Genomic DNA, 17378 nt, shown 5'->3' with positions numbered 1-17378 from the left:
GTCGCAACGCGGGCGGCCGCTACGACCCGGCGGCGGCCAATGCCCCCGGCAGGCGCGACGCCGGCCCCGGCGTGCGCAGCGTGACATCGATGCCCGCCACCCGCGCGGCGCGCTGGAAGTCGGTCAGCGTTTCCTCGATATCGTGGTCGATGCGCTCGCAACGGGTCGCATCGATGATCAGTTTCCCGCCCGCTTCCACCTTCGCCAGATGGCGCCGCAGCTGCGCCTTGTGGAAGAACGACACGTCCTTGTGCAGCCGTAGCAGATAGCAGTCCTCGTAGCGCGTCAGCGAGATCGCGCTTTGCGCATGATGGCGCAGCGTGAAGGCAATCCCCACCGCCATGCCGATGGCGATGCCGAACAGCAGGTCGGTGGCCAGGATCGCCGCGATCGTCACGACGAACGGCAGCGCCTGCGCCGGCCCCTTGCGCCAGGCCTCGACGAACAGCGCCGGCTTGGCCAGCTTGTAGCCCACATGCAGCAGGATGGCCGACAGCGCCGCCAGCGGAATCCAGCGCAGCAGATCCGACAGGAACAGCACGCTGGCCAGCAGCAGCACGCCGTGCACGACCGCCGACACCTTGGTGCGGCCGCCCGCGCTGATATTGGCCGAGCTGCGCACGATCACCGCGGTCAGCGGCAGCGCGCCCAGCAGGCCGGCCACGATATTGCCGACGCCCTGCGCGTAGAGCTCGCGATTGGGCGGCGCCACGCGGCGCATCGGGTCCAGCTTGTCGACCGCCTCCAGGCTCAATAGCGTCTCCAGGCTGGCGACGATCGCCAGCGTCAGCGCGACCACATAGAGATCGGGATTGGCCAGCGCCGAGAAGTCCGGGCGCGCCAGTTCGGCCAGCAGCGAAGCCGGGCCGTCGATGGCCGGCAGCTGCACCAGATGATCGGGCGCCAGCGCGGCATCGGGGCTCGCATGCACGGCGAAGCGCTGGTACAGCACGCCCCACAGCACCGCCAGCAGCGGCGCGGGCAGGGCCCGCAGCGCGCGCCGTTGACGGATGAAGTAGGTATCCCACAGCACCAGGATCGCCAGCGCGACCGCGGCCACCGTCAGGTTGCTGCCCGACACCATGCCGAGCGCCTGTTGCGCGGCGTCGGCCAGGCCGGCCTCGTCGACCAGTCGGCTGTCCAGCGGTGCCGACGAAGGCAGGCCGAGCGCGACCGGCAGCTGCTTGATGATCAGCAGCAGGCCGATCGCCGCGAGCATGCCCTTGATCACCGCCGACGGCACCAGCGCCGCGATATCGCCGGCGCGCAGCCACGCGAAGACGATCTGCAGCATGCCGGCCAGCATCACCGCGACCAGGAACGCGGAAAAGCTGCCGAGCGTCGCGATCGCGCCGACGACGATGACGACCAGGCCGGCCGCGGGACCGCTGACGCTCAGCTGCGAGCCGCTCAGCATGGCGACCACCACGCCGCCGATCACGCCGGCCAGCAGGCCGGACAACAACGGTGCGCCGGAGGCCAGCGCGATGCCCAGGCACAGCGGCAGCGCAACGAGAAACACCACCACGCCGGCCGGGATATCGCGGCCGAGGTGGCGCAGATAGGCATCGCGCGAGGACGGGATGGAGACAGTCGAGGTAGGGGGCGCCGAGTTCATAGGGTCGATGCGGTCCAGTGGTCAGGTCGATGGGGTCAGGCGGCCAGCGGTTCCAGGCCCGTTGCCGCTTCCGTGCCGTCCAGGCACAGCCGCTCCTCGAGCAGACCCGTTTCCAGCGAGTAGATCCATGCATGCAGGCGCAGCACGCGGCCGCTGTCCCACACATTGCGGACCAGCGGCATCCCGGCCAGCTTGCGCACCTGCGCAATCGCATTGAGTTCGACCAGGCGCGCGGTGCGGGCGTCGTCGCCATCGAGACGATCGAGCTCGGCGCAATGCGCGCGATAGACCTGCCGGATCTCGTCGAGCCGCGCATCGACATGCGGCAGCTCCGGAACGCGCGCCAGCGACGCGCGTACGCCGCCGCAGCCCTGATGCCCACAGACGATGACGTTGCCGACGCGCAGCACTTCCAGCGCGTACTGCAGCACGCTCATCAGGTTGGGGTCGTCCTCGCATACCAGGTTGGCGATGTTCCGGTGCACGAACAGATCGCCCGGCTCGGCATTGGTGATCAGCTCCGCCGGCACGCGGCTGTCCGAACAGCCGATCCACAGCACGTCCGGCGCCTGGCGCACGGCCAGGCGCTTGAAGCGTTCGGGATCGCGTGACAACACTTCGGTGGCCCAGGCGCGGTTCTCGAGCATCAGGCGTTTGGCGACTTCCATGGTGGCTCCTTGCTGGCGGACGGTTGGAACGGGACGGCCGCCGCGGCCACGTGCACTGCGCCAGCGCTTGCAACGAGGCGCAGCGTCAGTGCGGAAACACGCTGGTGCACTGCATCAGTGCATCGGCATCGTGGTGCCGTACGGCGGAACAACTCTTCGTCCGGCCGCGGCAAAAGTCAGTTCCGTGTTACATCGCACAAATTTGTGCAATGCAGAATTCGGCCGCATTGAAAGCCGCGCGGGCGCGCTCGCTAGCCCAGTAACAACGTCAAGGCCAGACCGATCATTACCGCCGCGATCGCGCCGTCGAGACAGCGCCACGCCACCGGGCGGCGGAACAGCGGGGCCAGCAGTCCGGCGCCATAGGCGAGCGCGAGAAACCACGACAGGCTGGCCAGCGCCGCGCCGATGCCGAAGATCCAGCGGCCATCGCGGCCATGCTGGCTCGCCAGCGCGCCGAGCAGCACCACGGTATCGAGATAGACGTGCGGGTTCAGGAAGGTGAAGGCGAGGCAGGTGGCCAGCGCGGTCGCCAGCGGCAGCGGCGCCGCGGCCTGCAGTTCGACCTTGCCGGCATCGAAGGCACGGCGCGCCGCCAGCAGGCCATAGGCCGCGAGGAAGGCCGCGCCGCCATAGCGCGTCAGCGTCAGCCAGCCGGGATGGGCGTGCAGCAGCGCGCCGAGGCCGGCGATGCCGACACCGATCAGCAGCGCATCGGACATCGCGCACAGCAGGGCCACCGGCAGACGGTGCTGGCGCCGGATGCCGAGCCGCAGCACGAAGGCGTTCTGCGCGCCGATCGGAATGATCAGCGCCAGGCTGGACAGAAAGCCGGCCATCAGGGGCATGTCGATCTTCATCGGGGGAGCGCGCGGCAGTGGAAAGGTCGTCAGCCTAGCTTGGCCCCAGTCAAAAGAAAAACTAAACTTCCTTGCCCTGGATTAGAAACGCTAACGATGAAGATCGACAACGGCCAACTGGCCGCCTTTGCCGCGGTGCTGCAGGAGGGAAGCTTCGAGGCCGCCGCGCGGCGCCTGCATGTCACGCCGTCGGCAATCAGCCAACGGATGCGCCAGCTCGAGGAGCGGCTCGGCCAGGTGCTGCTGCAACGCGGCAGCCCGTGCCAGCCCACCGCGGCGGGCCGCACGCTGGCGCGCTACACCGAGCAGCTGGCGCTGCTCGAAGCGGAGACCCTGGCCGAACTGGGCGATGCCGACGGCAATGGCTTGCGGGGCACGGGCGGGATGCCGCTGCGCGTGCCGCTGGCCGTCAACGCCGATTCGCTCGACAGCTGGTTTCCCGCCAGCTTCGACGCATTGCCGGCCGAGCCCGCGATGGTCTTCGATCTTCGCGTCGAGGACCAGGACCATTCGGCGACGCTGTTGCGCGAGGGCGTGGTGATGGCGGCGGTCAGCGCCAGCGCCGAGCCGGTGCAGGGCTGCACGGTCGAACCGCTGGGCATCATGCGGTATCTGGGCGTCGCTTCGCCGCAGTTGATCGCGCGGGCGTTTGCGAAGGGAGCGAACGCAGGCAGCCTGTCGCGTACGCCGATGCTGGCCTTCAATCGCAAGGATGCGCTGCAGGCCCGCTTTATCGCGCTGCTGATCGGGCCCGATGCCGAGCACCCGATGCCGCCGATTCACTACGTGCCGTCCACCGCCGGCTTCGTCGCGTTTGCCCAGCGTGGGCTCGGCTGGGGCATGATGCCCGAGCCCTTCGTGCGCGAGCCGCTGGCGCAGGGCTCGCTCGCCGAATTCGCGCCAGGCCGGCACCTGGACGTGCCCTTGTACTGGCACCGGTGGCGGCTGCGCTCGCCGGCGCTCGACGCGGTCACGCAGGCGGTGCGGCAGGCGGCGTCTTCGTCGTTGCGGCCATTGAGGCCGTTGCGGGCAGGGAAAAAACGCTGAACGGTAGCGCTCGCGGTCGTGTCCAGCACGGGCCGTTGGCTCAGGCGATCGGCCTGGCGGCGATCGTCGACGACGAGCGCACGAAATTGCCGCCGCCCAGATGATGGATCGTGTGCAGGGCCTCGTTGCCCGCATCGAATTTCCACCGGCCATTGGCGAACACGCGCGGATCCGCGGCGGCCGCGACGACCTCGCCGAAGCAGGTGTCGTAGGCATCCTCGGTATGCGCTTCCGGAATCAGCCGGCACTCCATCCACGCGCTGCAGCCGGCTTCGATCAGCGGCAGTCCCAGCTCGGGGCCGGTGATGGTGGCGATGCCGAATTGGGCGTACTTGTCGACATCGCGGCCGGTGGCGCTGCCGACCGCATAGGTCATGTCGATCGCGGCCGCGCCGGGAATGCAGATGCCAAAGCTGCCGCTCGCCGCGACCAGCTCGCGCGTGAAGGTGCGCTTGTCGATCACGATCGCAATGCGCGGCGGCGTGAATTCGACCGGCATCGACCACGCGGCGGCCATCACGTTGCGGCGGGCGCCGTCGCTGCTGGTGATCAGCACCGTCGGGCCATGGTTGATCAGGCGGCTGGCGTATTGCAGGGGAACGGGCTGGAAGGCGGTCATCGGCGGGCTCGGTAATGAAAAAAGGAGGACTCGGTTGCGCGATGATGCCATCAGTGCGGCGTGAAAGCCGGCTGGCGCCGCGGCGCGGCCGCAATGAAAACGCCGCAAGGCCTCGACAATTGAGGGCTTGCGGCGCAGGGGCCGGGGAATGGGGAGGTCGATGGATTCGCCAGCCGGTTCCCATCAGCCGCGCCGAGGGCGGCGGGGCGTGTTACCTGCCCTGGCGCAGCGCATAGGACGCCATCAGGTTGCGATAGTCGGGAATGTGTTCGGAGAACATCTGGCCCAGCCCTTCGATGTCATTGCGCCAATCGCGATGCAGCTCGCAGGCAACGCCGAACCAGTTCATCAGTTGCGCGCCCGCGGCGGACATGCGGTCCCAGGCGGCATAGCGAGTCACTTCGTTGAAGGTGCCCGAGGCGTCGGTCACCACGAAGACATCGAATCCTTCTTCGATCGCCGACAGCACGGGAAACGCGACGCAGACTTCGGTCACGACGCCGGCGACGATCAGCTGTTTCCTGCCGGTCGCCTTCACCGCCTTGACGAAGTCCTCGTTGTCCCAGGCATTGATGTTGCCGGGTCGGGCGATATAGGGCGCGTCGGGGAATTTGTCCTTCAGCTCCTGCACCAGGGGTCCGTTCGGCCCGTCTTCGAAGCTGGTGGTCAGGATCGTCGGAAGTTTGAAATACGCCGCGAGATCGGCGAGGGCAAGCACGTTGTTCTTGAACTGATCGGGCTGGAAATCCCGTACCAGCGACAGCAGACCCGTTTGATGGTCGACCAGCAGCACGGCGGCCTGGCTCTTGTCGAGTCTCGTATAGGGTTTTGTCATGACAGTCTCCACAGGTTGATCGCGTCGTGCCGTTCGCGTGGTTGCGATGGCTTGGACGATCCGGAGCGCGTCCGCGGCACCGTTGGCATCGCCCCCGGATGAAGACAGAATATGGCGAAATCGAGGGCGTTGTAGCGGCCAATCGGTTGGGCGGCAGCGAACATCACGTTCGGCGCGAACGAACGTGCCGAGGCGCGATGCACCAGTGCGGTGCTGATGGGGGTGGGGACCGATGCAGTGGCGATACGATGATATGGAAACGTTCGTGCGCGTCGTGCAGGCCGGTGGCATCACCGGGGCGGCACGGCGGCTCAACGTGACGAAATCCGTCGTCAGCAAGCGCATTCGCGACCTCGAGCTGGCGCTGTCGGTACAACTGTTCCATCGTGCGCCGGGACAGCTTCAACCGACCGAGGCGGGCGAGGCGTTCTACGAACGGATCGCGCCGCTGCTCAGCGAGATTCATGAGACGGCGGAGGGCATGGCCGCGCACCGGGACGTCGTGACCCTGCGCGGCAGGCTGCGTGTCGCCACGCCGATGTCGTTCGGCATTCTCTATCTGGGGCCGGTCATTGCCGCGTTTGCGCGCCAGCATCCGGACCTGGAAATCGCCGTGGATTACGATGACCGGCCGATGGCCTTGTCCCATGGCGGCTACGACGTCGCGATCCGGATCGGCTACCTGCAGGACTCGAGCCTCAGAATGCGGATGCTCGGCGAATGTCCGCGCGTGCTGTGCTGCAGCCCCGGCTATGCGGAGCGCCGGGGCGTGCCGCGCCACGCCGCCGAACTGGCGGAGCACGACGCGATCGACTATGCGCTGGTCCATGCGAGGCGCTTCTGGCAGTTCGAGGACGAGCGGGGAACGCCGGTCTCCGTCGCCATGCGTTCGCGCATCGTCGCCAACAATGGCGAAGCGATCCGCGACATGGCGATCGCCGGGCTGGGCATTGCGTCGCTGCCGATCTTCCTGGCCGCTGAGGCGCTCAAGCGCGGCCAGTTGATGGCGATTCCGCTGGAGCTGACGCAGCGGCCCTATGTCATATCTGCGCTGTATCCGAACACCAGCCATGTGCCGGCGAAGGTGCGGACCTTTATCGATCATCTGGTCGAGATGTTCTCGCCGTCGATGCCGTGGGAACGGGCCGAGGGCAACGCCGTCTCCGAAGCGGCTTGAGTCCGGATGCAGGCGTCGAATCGGCCGCGGCCGGGCAAACAAAAACCCGCGCAGCTGACGCTGTCGCGGGTTTGAGGACATCTGCCGGATGTCGTCGGGTGGAATACTGGTGGAGCCGGCGGGAATCGAACCCGCGTCCGCAGATCCTCCACAGAGAGTTCTACATACTTAGTTCTGTCATTTGATTTAACCGCCGCATCGCGGACGAACACGCTCTACGACGGCGAGTCACTTGGTTTTCGTCCCTGAGGTCGTGACACCCGCAGGGCTTATCTGACGTCAATGACCTCGCGTGGTCTTGCGACCCTAGCCCGTCAGCGAGCCAGTGCGAGGACGGCGGCCCTTAGGCTGCCAGTGCGTAACGTTCGTCGTTAGCAGTTATTGCGTTCCCATTGATTTACGAGGTGACGGGTCCTCGGTATGCCCTCTACTGCTTTGCAACCCACGTCGAAACCAGGTCGGCCCCAGTAAGGAAAACGGATTGTACTCGCTTTCGACGCCGGGCGTGCGTGTCGGTTCCCTAGAGAGCGGCAGCGCCCGTCGTGAGCAGCGGAATCAACTCGCTGGGATGGCGAACCAGATAGTCGCCGCCCCAGCGCTCCGGTGGCTCGCCTTCGCCGCAGTAGCCGTAGGCCGCCGTGATGGTGGCCATGCCGGCCGCCTTGCCGGCCTGGATATCGCGCAGGTCGTCGCCCACATAGGCGCAGCGCAGCGGGTCGACGCCGCTGACCTGCGCGGCGTGCAGCAGCGGGGCCGGGTGGGGCTTCGGGTAGGGCGTGGTGTCGCCGCTGACCACCGCGGCGGCGCGCGGCGCCAGGCCGATCGCATTGACCAGCGGGGTGGTGAAGCGGGCGATCTTGTTGGTGACGATGCCCCAGCGGATGCCGGCGGATTCGAGCGCGGCCAGCACCTCGTCCATGCCGTCGAACAGGCGCGTCTGCACCGCGATATCGGCTTCGTAGTAGTTCAGGAAGGCATCGCGCAGCGCCGGGAAATCGGGGTCGTCCGGCGTCTTGCCGAAGGCGGCGCCGATCAGCCCGCGTGCGCCGTGCGAGGCGACCGGGCGCAGCAGCGCGTAATCGACCGGCTCGCGGCCATGCTCGACCACGAGGCGGTTGGCCGCGGCGGCGAGGTCGGGCGCGGTATCGGCGAGCGTGCCGTCCAGATCGAAGAAAACAGCGTCGAAGGTCGGCATGCTCAGGCGGTCCGGCGCAGGGCCATCATGTAGTTGACGTCGGTATCGCGGCTCAGCTCGTAGACCTGGGACAGCGGACGGTAGACCATGCCGCGCAGCTCGATCAGGTCCAGACCCGCTTGCCGGGCGAAGCGGGCCAGTTCGGCGGGTTTGATGAACTTGTCGTAGTCGTGCGTGCCGCGCGGCAGCATGTTGAGCACGTATTCGGCGCCGAGCACGGCCAGCAGATACGCCTTCAGATTGCGGTTGATCGTCGAGAAGAACACGTGGCCGCCGGGCCGGACCAGCGTGGCGCAGGCGCGCACGATGGAGGCCGGGTCCGGCACGTGCTCCAGCATTTCCATGCAGGTGACCACGTCGAAGCTGGCCGGCATGCGCGCGGCCAAGGCCTCGGCCGCGATCTCCTCGTAGGTTACGGCGACGCCCGATTCCAGGCTGTGCAGGTCGGCGACCTTCAGTGCCTTGGTCGACAGGTCGATGCCACGCACGGTGGCGCCGGCGCGGGCCATGCTCTCGGACAGGATGCCGCCGCCGCAGCCGATGTCCACCACGTTCTTGCCGCGCAGGTCGGCGATGCTGTCGATCCAGCTCAGCCGCAGCGGATTGATTTCGTGCAGCGGCTTGAATTCGCTGTTCGGGTCCCACCAGCGGTGGGCCATTTCGCTGAACTTGTCGATTTCCTTCAGATCGGCGTTGCGCGCAATCTGGCGGGTGTCGACGGTCGGGTGAATCACGGGGGAAGTCGGCGTCATGAATCTAGCGCGCGCCTGGCGGCGCGGGACATTGAGAATTGGGGCAACTCTAACAAAATGCGTGCCCCGAAGCGAGCCGGGCGGCGCGTTGTCCGATGAACAAGAGGGCGGCGCAGGAAGGCGGTACAAGGACGCCGAACGAAAACGCAGGGCGAAAAAAAGCCCAGCTTGCGCTGGGCTTTTTCGCCGTGGAGCGGGACCGATCAGCGAGCGCTGCGGGTACCGACCACTTCGACTTCCACGCGGCGGTTCGGCTGCTGGCAGGCGATCTGAGCGGTGCGGTTGCCCTTGCACGACTTCGGATCGACCTTCAGCTGACGCTCGCCCTTGCCTTCGGTGTAGACGCGGTTGGCTTCCACGCCCTTGCTCACCAGATAGGCCTTGACGGCTTCGGCGCGGCGGATCGACAGGCGATCGTTGTAGCGATCGGTACCGAACGAGTCGGTGTGGCCGACGGCGATGATCACTTCCAGAGTGATGCCCGACAGCTTCGACACCAGGTCGTCCAGCTTGGCGCGGCCTTCCGGCTTCAGCACAGCCTTGTCGAAGTCGAACAGCGTGTCAGCGGCGAAGGTGACCTTCTCGCTCGAGACCACCGGGGGAGCGACCGGAGCCGGAGCCGGAGCCGGGGCAGCAGCCGGAGCCAGCGCGCCGTCGCACTGAGCATTGGCCGTGGCCGGGGTCCAGGAGCTATCGCGCCAGCAGAGCTCGTTCGTGCCATTCTTCCACACGTACTCGCTCGTACCGTTACCCCAGTTGTCGTTGACCGCCTTCTTTTCGTAGGGGACCGACGCGGTCTGGGCTTGAGCGGATGCGGCCATTACTGCGGTAGCTGCAACGAGCGCGAGCTTGGCAAATTTTTTCATATTTCTCCTCTCAGGATGAGATCACCGCAGGGTTACTGCGAGCAAATGGACGAAAACAAGTCATACATTCTTCGGAGTATAACCTTCTCGCTCGAGGTGACGAATGCTCCACTTCGAACAATGTCTGGCTCTTCGCTGGGGAATTGTGCCACAAGGCTCGTTTCCTAAGAAGTAAATATATGCGATTCAATCCATGGCTTCGGGGCCTGTGGTGTTTGTGCAACATGGCCCTTGCGATGCCCGCAAACCCTTGTCCCGCTTGGGTTCCGAGACATCGCCCGCGAGCGGGGCGGGCCGCGTGAAGGGTGGTGGGAGGGGCGCCGGGCCCCGGTGCGCCGCATGTTAGAATGCCATGTTACCCGCCGCGCCGGCAGCACCGATTCACCCCGTGCCGACCGCCGCTTGCGGGCGTTTCAACCGCATAAGCCACGCCGCAATGGATCAATTCGCCAAAGAAACCCTTCCGGTCTCCCTCGAAGAGGAAATGCGTCGCTCGTACCTGGATTACGCGATGAGCGTGATCGTCGGGCGCGCGCTTCCCGATGTACGGGACGGCCTGAAGCCCGTCCACCGGCGAGTGCTGTATGCGATGCACGAGCTGAACAACGACTGGAACCGCCCTTATAAGAAGTCGGCGCGTATCGTTGGCGATGTGATTGGTAAATATCACCCGCACGGCGACACCGCGGTCTACGACACCATCGTCCGCATGGCGCAGGATTTTTCGCTGCGTTATATGCTGGTCGACGGCCAGGGCAATTTCGGTTCGGTCGACGGCGACAATGCCGCGGCCATGCGTTATACGGAAATCCGGTTGTCCAAGATAGCGCATGAAATGCTGCTGGACATCGATAAGGAAACCGTCGATTTCGTTCCGAACTACGACGGCTCCGAAAACGAGCCGCAAATCCTGCCGGCGCGTATTCCGAATCTGCTGATCAACGGTTCGTCGGGTATTGCGGTCGGCATGGCCACCAATATCCCGCCGCACAATCTGAATGAAGTGGTCGACGGCTGCCTGCACCTGCTGCGCAACCCGCAGGCGACGGTCGACGAACTGATCGAGCTGATTCCGGCGCCCGATTTCCCGACCGCCGGCATCATCTACGGCATCCAGGGTGTCCGCGAAGGCTACCGCACCGGCCGTGGCCGTGTGGTGATGCGAGCACGTACTCACTTCGAGGACATCGACCGGGGCCAGCGGCAGGCGATCATCATCGACGAGCTGCCGTACCAGGTGAACAAGCGCACGCTGCTGGAGCGCATCGCCGAGCTGGTCACCGAGAAGAAGATCGAAGGCATCTCCGACATCCGCGACGAGTCCGACAAGTCCGGCATGCGCGTGGTCATCGAACTGAAGCGCAACGAGGTGCCCGAGGTTGTCCTGAACAACCTATATAAGAACACCCAGCTGCAGGACACCTTCGGCATGAACATGGTGGCGCTGGTCGACGGCCAGCCGCGCCTGCTGAACCTGCGCCAGATGCTGGAGTGCTTCCTGTCGCACCGGCGCGAGGTGGTGACCCGCCGCACCGTATTCGAGCTGCGCAAGGCCCGTGAGCGCGGCCACGTGCTGGAAGGCCTGGCGGTAGCGCTGGCCAACATCGACGAGTTCATCGCGATCATCAAGGCCGCGCCGACCCCGCCGATCGCCAAGCAGGAACTGATGGCCAAGTCCTGGGATTCGCAGCTGGTGCGCGAGATGCTGGCGCGCGCCGAGACCGATACTCCGGGCGGGCGCGCGGCCTACCGCCCGGACGGCCTGCCGCCGGTGTTCGGCATGCAGGACGACGGCCTGTATCGCCTGTCCGATTCACAGGCCCAGGAAATCCTGCAAATGCGCCTGCAGCGCCTGACCGGCCTGGAGCAGGACAAGATCGTGCAGGAATACCGCGACGTGATGGCCGCGATTACCGACCTGCTCGACATCCTGGCCCGGCCGGAGCGCATTACCACGATCATCACCGACGAACTGACCGCGATCCGCGCCGAATTCGGCGACGACCGCCGTTCGCAGATCGAGCTGAACGCGACCGAGCTCGATACCGAGGACCTGATCACGCCGCAGGACATGGTGGTCACGCTGTCGCACAGCGGCTATATGAAGAGCCAGCCGATCTCGGAGTACCGCGCGCAGAAGCGCGGCGGCCGCGGCAAGCAGGCGATGGCGACCAAGGAAGACGACTGGATCGATACGCTGTTCGTCGCCAACACGCACGACTACATCCTGTGCTTCTCGAACCGCGGCCGGCTGTACTGGCTGAAGGTCTATGAAGTGCCGCAGGGCTCGCGGACCTCGCGCGGCCGGCCGATCGTCAATATGTTCCCGCTGCAGGAAGGCGAGAAGATCACGGTGATCCTGCCGGTGCGCCAGTTCGACGCCGAGCACTTCATCTTCATGGCGACCGCCCGCGGCACCGTCAAGAAGACCGCGCTGACCGAGTTCTCGAATCCGCGCAAGGCGGGCATCATCGCGGTCGACCTCGACGAGGGCGACTACCTGATCGGCGCGGCGATTACCGATGGCCAGCACGACGTGATGCTGTTCTCGGACGCCGGCAAGGCGGTGCGCTTCGACGAGAACGACGTGCGTCCGATGGGCCGGCAGGCCCGCGGCGTGCGCGGCATGAACCTCGACGACGGCCAGACCGTGATCGCGATGCTGGTTGCGCCGGCCGAGAACGCGGAAAACGCCGAGGATGCCGGTTCGGTTGGCAGCGTGCTGACCGCGACGGAGAACGGCTATGGCAAGCGCACGCCGATCACCGAATACACTCGACACGGCCGCGGCACCAAGGGCATGATCGCGATCCAGACCAGCGAGCGTAACGGCCGCGTGGTCGCCGCCGCGCTGGTCGCGCCGGAGCACGAGATCATGCTGATCACCACCGGCGGCGTGCTGATCCGCACCCGCGTGGCCGAAATCCGCGAGATGGGCCGCGCGACGCAGGGCGTCACGCTGATCAACGTCGACGAGGGCACCAAGCTCTCGGGCCTGCAGCGCATCGTCGAAAGCGATGCGGATAATGGCGAGAACGGCGAGGCCGGCGAGAACGGCGATCACGACGCTGCCACCAACGGCGACGACAATGGTGCCGGCAATGGCGCCGATGATGTCGCAAATGGTGACAATGGCGCTCAATCGTAATCAGATGCAACAATGGCGCGGCCGCTGGAACTAGGCCAGTCGCTACCGGACTAAACCGGACGAATTCATCAGGGAGTCATAATGCTCAACACCACTCGACGTATTGCTGTGCTGGCTGCTTTTGTTCCGGCCTTGATGGTCGCGCAGCATGCGCGCGCGCAGGACGCGGACAAGACCGCGGCGATCAAGGAACTGCTGTCCGTGATGCAGGCCGACCAGGCCGTCAAGGGCCAGGCCGAGAACTGGCAGGCCGGCGCCAAGCAGGAAGCGCCGCTGGTGCTGGAACAGGTGCTGGTCGAGAACAAGACGCTGAGCGACACGCAGAAGCAGGCCGCGGTCGAGAAGCTGAAGAAGAACGGCGCGGTGCAGCGCATGGTCGATGGCGCCGGCAAGCAGTTCGGCACCGATGCGTTCAAGAACGACGCGATCAAGGCCCACTACGACGCCTTCGGCAAGTACTACACCGCGCAGGAAATCCGCGACCTGACGACCTTCCTGAAGTCGCCGACCGGCCAGAAGTTCATGGCCAACCAGGGCAAGGCGACCCAGGAAATCTGGGGCTCGATGATGCAGAAGTACGGCCCGCAGGTGGGCAAGTCGATGCGCGACGCCGCCGAGAAGGAAGTCACCGCGGCATCGAAGTAAGCCGGGCGCGGCGTCCGGTGCGCCACCTCGGCGACGCTGGGACGCCAACGAAATGCGTCTTTAGGTAATAATGGCTGCTTGGGCTATCCCAAGCAGCCATTTTTCTTTCCGTTCATGAACGATCCCCAGAATCCTTCCCTTGCCGCCATGATGCAGCGCGCCATGGCCGAACGTGTCTACAACTTCTCCCCGGGGCCCGCGACCCTGCCGGCCGAGGTGCTCCAGCAGGCAGCCGAGGAAATGCTCTCCTGGCACGGCACCGGTATCTCGGTGATGGAGATGAGCCACCGCAGCAAGGAGTTCGAGGGGATCCACAACGAGGCGCTGGCGGATCTGCGCGAACTGCTGAAGGTGCCGAAGGAATTCCGCATCCTGTTCCTGCAGGGCGGGGCGATCGGCGAGAACGCCATCGTCCCGCTGAACCTGATCGGCCGGTTGAATCCCGAACGGCCCAAGGCGGACTTCGTCGTGACGGGCACCTGGTCGGTCAAGACCGAACAGGAAACGCGCCGCTACGGCGCCAGCCATATCGCCGCCAGCAGCGTCGAACAGCGCTTCGCGCGCATCCCCGATCCGGCGACCTGGCAGCTGTCCGACGATGCCGCCTATGTGCATCTATGCACCAACGAAACCGTCGTCGGCGTCGAATTCCAGCAGGTGCCCGATATCGGCCAGAACCGCGGCCGCGTGGTGGTCGCCGACGCATCGAGCCATATCCTGTCGCGGCCGATCGACTGGTCGCGCGTGCAGGTGGTCTATGGCGGCGCGCAGAAGAATATCGGCCCGGCCGGCGTCACCATCGTGATCGTGCGTGAAGACCTGCTTGGCCACGCGCATCCGCTGTGCCCGTCGGCGTTCAACTGGCGCATCGTCAACGACAACAATTCGATGTACAACACGCCGCCGACCTATGCGATCTATATCGCCGGGCTGGTGTTCAAATGGCTGAAGCGGCAGGGCGGCGTGGACGGCATCGAGCAGCGCAATATCGCCAAGGCGCGCGCGCTCTACGACTTCCTCGACCAGAGCGCGTTCTATCGCAACGAGATCGATCCGAGCTGCCGCTCGCGCATGAACGTGCCGTTCTTCCTGGCCGACGAGTCGCGCAACGAGGCCTTCCTGGCCGGCGCGCGCGCCAATGGGCTGGTCCAGCTCAAGGGCCACAAGTCGGTGGGCGGCATGCGCGCCAGCCTGTATAACGCGATGCCGCTGGAGGGCGTCACCGCGCTGATCGACTACATGCGCGAGTTCGAGCGCAGCGCCGCCTGAGCGGCGGCCATTGCGCCAGCGGCGGCGCGACCGGCCTGCGTGGACGCGGTCTGCCGTTCGATGGCGAATCGGGATTTTCATCATGACGACACAAGATAAAAACGCTGCGGCCCCAGCCCAGGGCCAGCAGCCGACCATGCCGACCGAGGAGCAGGAGCGCGCGCTGTCCGTGGAGCTGGCGCCGCTGCGCGAGCAGATCGACGCCGTCGACCGCGAGCTGCTGGCGATGCTGAACCGCCGCGCGCAGCTGGCGCTGGACGTCGGCGAGGTCAAGAAGAAATTTGGCGCGCCGGTATTCCGGCCGGAGCGCGAGCTGCAGGTCATTCGCAAGGTCCAGGGCAACAATCCGGGCCCGCTGCGCGGCGACAGCGTCGCGGCGATCTGGCGCGAGGTGATGTCGGCCTGCCGTGGCCTGGAGAAGCCGCTGGAAGTCGCCTTCCTCGGTCCGGCCGGTACTTTCTCCGAGCAGGCGCTGTACGCCCACTTCGGCCACGAGGTCGCCGGCGTGCCGTGCCCGAGCATCGACGAGGTGTTTCGCGCGGTCGAGGCCGGCACGGTCGAGTACGGCGTGGTGCCGGTCGAGAATTCGACCGAGGGCGCGGTGTCGCGCACGCTCGACCTGTTCCTGCAGACCTCGCTGAAGATCAGCGGCGAGATCGCGCTGAAGGTCCATCACAACCTGATGGCGTCGTCGCCCGACATGAAGGGCGTGACCGTGGTGCGCGCCCATCCGCAGGCGCTGGCGCAGTGCCAGCACTGGCTGACGGCCAATTATCCGCATCTGGAGCGGCAGGCGGTATCGAGCAACGGCGAGGCGGCGCGCATGGCCAGCGAAGACCCGACCGTGGCAGCGATCGCCGCCGAGACCGCGGCCAATCGCTATCACCTGCATATCATCCGCTCGCATATCCAGGACGATCCGCACAATCGCACGCGCTTCGCCGTGATCGGCCGCTACGAGACCGAGCCGTCGGGCAGCGACCAGACCTCGCTGATCCTGTCGGTGCCTAACAAGGCCGGCGCGGTGTACCAGCTGCTGGCACCGCTGGCCGACAACGGCGTGTCGATGTGCCGCTTCGAATCGCGGCCGGCGCGCAGCGGGGCCTGGGAGTACTACTTCTACGTCGATATCGAGGGCCACCAGCGCGATGCCGCCGTCGAGCGGGCATTGCAGCAGTTGCGCGCCAACGCGGCGTACTTCAAGGTGCTGGGCTCGTATCCGTCGAGCAAGTAGCAAGCTGGCGGGCAGCGGCGACACGAACATCGGGCCCGCGGGGGGCCGAGGCAAAGCAATCAGGAGTCGATATGGCAGAGCAGGGCAGGCAGTTCGGTCCGGAATATGTGCGGGCGATTTCCCCTTATGTGGCGGGCAAGCCGATCTCCGAGGTCGCGCGCGAGTTCGGCCTCGACGAGGCCGGCATCGTCAAGCTGGCCTCCAACGAGAATCCGCTCGGCATGCCCGAGTCCGCCAGGACGGCAATGGCGGCCGCGGTGGCAGAGCTGGGCCGCTATCCCGACTCCAACGGCTTCGAACTGAAGGCCGCGCTGTCGGCCCGCTACGACGTGCCGGCCGACTGGCTGACGCTGGGCAATGGCAGCAACGACATCCTCGAGCTGGCGGCGCACGCGCTGGTCAAGCCGGGCGAGTCGATCGTCTATGCGCAGTACTCGTTCGCGGTCTACGCGCTGGCGACGCAGGAAATCGGCGCGCGCGCGATCGAGGTGCCGGCGCGCGACTACGGCCACGATCTCGAGGCGATGGCGGCGGGGATCGCGCCCGATACCCGGCTGGTCTTCATCGCCAACCCGAACAATCCGACCGGGACCTTCCTGCCCGCCGCGCAGATCGAGGCCTTCCTCGCCAGGGTGCCGGCCGACGTGGTGGTGGTGCTCGACGAGGCCTACAACGAATATCTGGACCCCGAGGACCAGTACGAGTCGGTGCAGTGGGTGCGCAAGTATCCGAACCTGATGGTCTCGCGCACGTTCTCGAAGGCCTATGGGCTGGCCGGGCTGCGGGTCGGCTATGCGGTCGCGCAGCCGGCGCTGACCGATCTGCTGAACCGAATCCGCCAGCCGTTCAACGTCAACAGCCTGGCGCAGGCGGCCGCGGTGGCCGCGCTCGGCGACGACGCCTTCCTGCGCAAGAGCGCGACGCTCAATCGCGAGGGCAAGGCGCAGCTGGTGGCGGCCTTCGAGCGGCTCGGGCTGCAGTATGTGCCTTCGTACGGCAACTTCGTGCTGGTCCGCGTCGGCGACGACAACGAGGCCGGCGCGCGCGTCAATCTCGCGCTGCTCAAGCAGGGCGTGATCGTGCGGCCGGTCGGCAGCTACGGGCTGCCGCAGTGGCTGCGCGTGACGATCGGGTTGCCGGATGAAAATGCCGCGTTTATCGCGGCGCTCGAGCGCGCGCTGCAATAGGGTTGCCGCCGTGCGGCGGCGGCGCCGTGGTTGAACATTCGACAGGGCGCCGCTGGCGCCCTGTTTGCCATATCCGGCCCGCGTGTACCGATCGCGCCCGCCGCCGTGCAGCGAGCGGCTACAATGCCGGTTTTCCTCCTTTCCGCCGCCGGTCTCGGCGTACTGTCGTGAGTGCCCTGCATTTTTCCCGTGTCGTGATCGTCGGCGTCGGCCTGATCGGCGGTTCCCTGGCCCGAGCCCTGAAGCGCGCCGGGGTCG

Annotated in this window: 15 protein-coding genes, 1 other RNA gene and 1 pseudogene; 8 read left to right on the top strand and 9 right to left on the bottom strand. The window is 66.2% G+C overall.

Annotation, left to right across the window (positions count from 1 at the left end):
- Positions 1-19: 19 nt before the first annotated feature.
- The 3 genes from B551_RS23380 to B551_RS23370 form a co-directional block, all read right to left on the bottom strand.
- A complete protein-coding gene (locus tag B551_RS23380) occupies positions 20-1618 on the bottom strand; it encodes a SulP family inorganic anion transporter (RefSeq protein WP_023265129.1) in 1599 nt (532 codons plus the stop codon).
- A 35-nt stretch (positions 1619-1653) separates the two neighbouring features.
- On the bottom strand, positions 1654-2286 hold the full coding sequence (locus B551_RS23375; protein WP_023265128.1) for a carbonic anhydrase: 633 nt from the start codon (positions 2284-2286) through the stop codon (positions 1654-1656).
- A gap of 251 nt (positions 2287-2537) precedes the next feature.
- Positions 2538-3134, bottom strand: a complete 597-nt coding sequence (locus B551_RS23370; protein WP_156526357.1) for a LysE/ArgO family amino acid transporter — start codon at positions 3132-3134, stop codon at positions 2538-2540.
- Positions 3135-3242: 108 nt separating this feature from the next.
- Between B551_RS23370 and B551_RS23365 the strand changes: the two genes are divergently transcribed.
- Complete coding sequence (locus B551_RS23365; protein ID WP_006576179.1) at positions 3243-4193, top strand: LysR family transcriptional regulator ArgP; 951 nt, start codon at positions 3243-3245, stop codon at positions 4191-4193.
- Between the two features lie 40 nt (positions 4194-4233).
- Here the strand turns inward: B551_RS23365 and B551_RS23360 are convergent, their stop codons facing one another.
- Together B551_RS23360 and ycaC are read right to left on the bottom strand one after the other, a co-directional pair.
- Positions 4234-4812 (bottom strand): flavin reductase family protein, encoded by a 579-nt coding sequence (locus B551_RS23360; RefSeq protein ID WP_006576180.1) that lies wholly within the window; start codon positions 4810-4812, stop codon positions 4234-4236.
- A gap of 211 nt (positions 4813-5023) precedes the next feature.
- Positions 5024-5647 (bottom strand): isochorismate family cysteine hydrolase YcaC, encoded by a 624-nt coding sequence (ycaC, locus tag B551_RS23355; protein WP_006576181.1) that lies wholly within the window; start codon positions 5645-5647, stop codon positions 5024-5026.
- Between the two features lie 253 nt (positions 5648-5900).
- On the opposite strand from ycaC, the gene B551_RS23350 reads away from it, so the two are divergent.
- Positions 5901-6824, top strand: a complete 924-nt coding sequence (locus B551_RS23350; RefSeq protein ID WP_006576182.1) for a LysR family transcriptional regulator — start codon at positions 5901-5903, stop codon at positions 6822-6824.
- A 107-nt stretch (positions 6825-6931) separates the two neighbouring features.
- On the opposite strand, the gene ssrA is transcribed toward B551_RS23350, so the two are convergent.
- The 4 genes from ssrA to ompA all read right to left on the bottom strand — a co-directional run bounded on the left by ssrA (position 6932) and on the right by ompA (position 9637).
- Positions 6932-7290: a transfer-messenger RNA gene (gene ssrA / locus B551_RS25860) on the bottom strand.
- A gap of 54 nt (positions 7291-7344) precedes the next feature.
- On the bottom strand, positions 7345-8019 hold the full coding sequence (gene gph / locus B551_RS23345; protein WP_006576183.1) for a phosphoglycolate phosphatase: 675 nt from the start codon (positions 8017-8019) through the stop codon (positions 7345-7347).
- A 2-nt stretch (positions 8020-8021) separates the two neighbouring features.
- Entirely contained in the window at positions 8022-8771 is a 750-nt protein-coding gene (gene ubiG / locus B551_RS23340) for a bifunctional 2-polyprenyl-6-hydroxyphenol methylase/3-demethylubiquinol 3-O-methyltransferase UbiG (protein ID WP_006576184.1), read from the bottom strand.
- 203 nt (positions 8772-8974) lie between these two features.
- Positions 8975-9637: an outer membrane protein OmpA gene (gene ompA, locus B551_RS23335; RefSeq protein ID WP_023265125.1), complete on the bottom strand. Its 663-nt coding sequence runs from the start codon at positions 9635-9637 to the stop codon at positions 8975-8977.
- A gap of 436 nt (positions 9638-10073) precedes the next feature.
- Here ompA and gyrA point away from each other — a divergent pair, with 436 nt between their 5' ends.
- The 6 genes and pseudogenes from gyrA to B551_RS27395 form a co-directional block, all read left to right on the top strand.
- Entirely contained in the window at positions 10074-12785 is a 2712-nt protein-coding gene (gene gyrA / locus B551_RS23330) for a DNA gyrase subunit A (protein WP_023265124.1), read from the top strand.
- An 81-nt stretch (positions 12786-12866) separates the two neighbouring features.
- Positions 12867-13430, top strand: a complete 564-nt coding sequence (locus B551_RS23325; RefSeq protein ID WP_023265123.1) for a DUF2059 domain-containing protein — start codon at positions 12867-12869, stop codon at positions 13428-13430.
- Between the two features lie 114 nt (positions 13431-13544).
- Complete coding sequence (serC, locus tag B551_RS23320) at positions 13545-14699, top strand: 3-phosphoserine/phosphohydroxythreonine transaminase (protein WP_043442435.1); 1155 nt, start codon at positions 13545-13547, stop codon at positions 14697-14699.
- A gap of 82 nt (positions 14700-14781) precedes the next feature.
- A complete protein-coding gene (gene pheA, locus B551_RS23315; RefSeq protein WP_043442431.1) occupies positions 14782-15933 on the top strand; it encodes a prephenate dehydratase in 1152 nt (383 codons plus the stop codon).
- A 71-nt stretch (positions 15934-16004) separates the two neighbouring features.
- Positions 16005-17120: a histidinol-phosphate transaminase gene (gene hisC / locus B551_RS23310; RefSeq protein ID WP_006576189.1), complete on the top strand. Its 1116-nt coding sequence runs from the start codon at positions 16005-16007 to the stop codon at positions 17118-17120.
- A gap of 167 nt (positions 17121-17287) precedes the next feature.
- Positions 17288-17378, top strand: a pseudogene (locus B551_RS27395) (prephenate dehydrogenase/arogenate dehydrogenase family protein); the annotation flags it as partial.

The sequence above is a fragment of the Cupriavidus sp. HPC(L) genome, from assembly GCF_000307735.3.
Classification (GTDB): Bacteria; Pseudomonadota; Gammaproteobacteria; order Burkholderiales; family Burkholderiaceae; genus Cupriavidus.
Note: the sequence above shows the minus strand (reverse complement) of the source record. Positions and strands in the feature narration are given on the sequence as shown.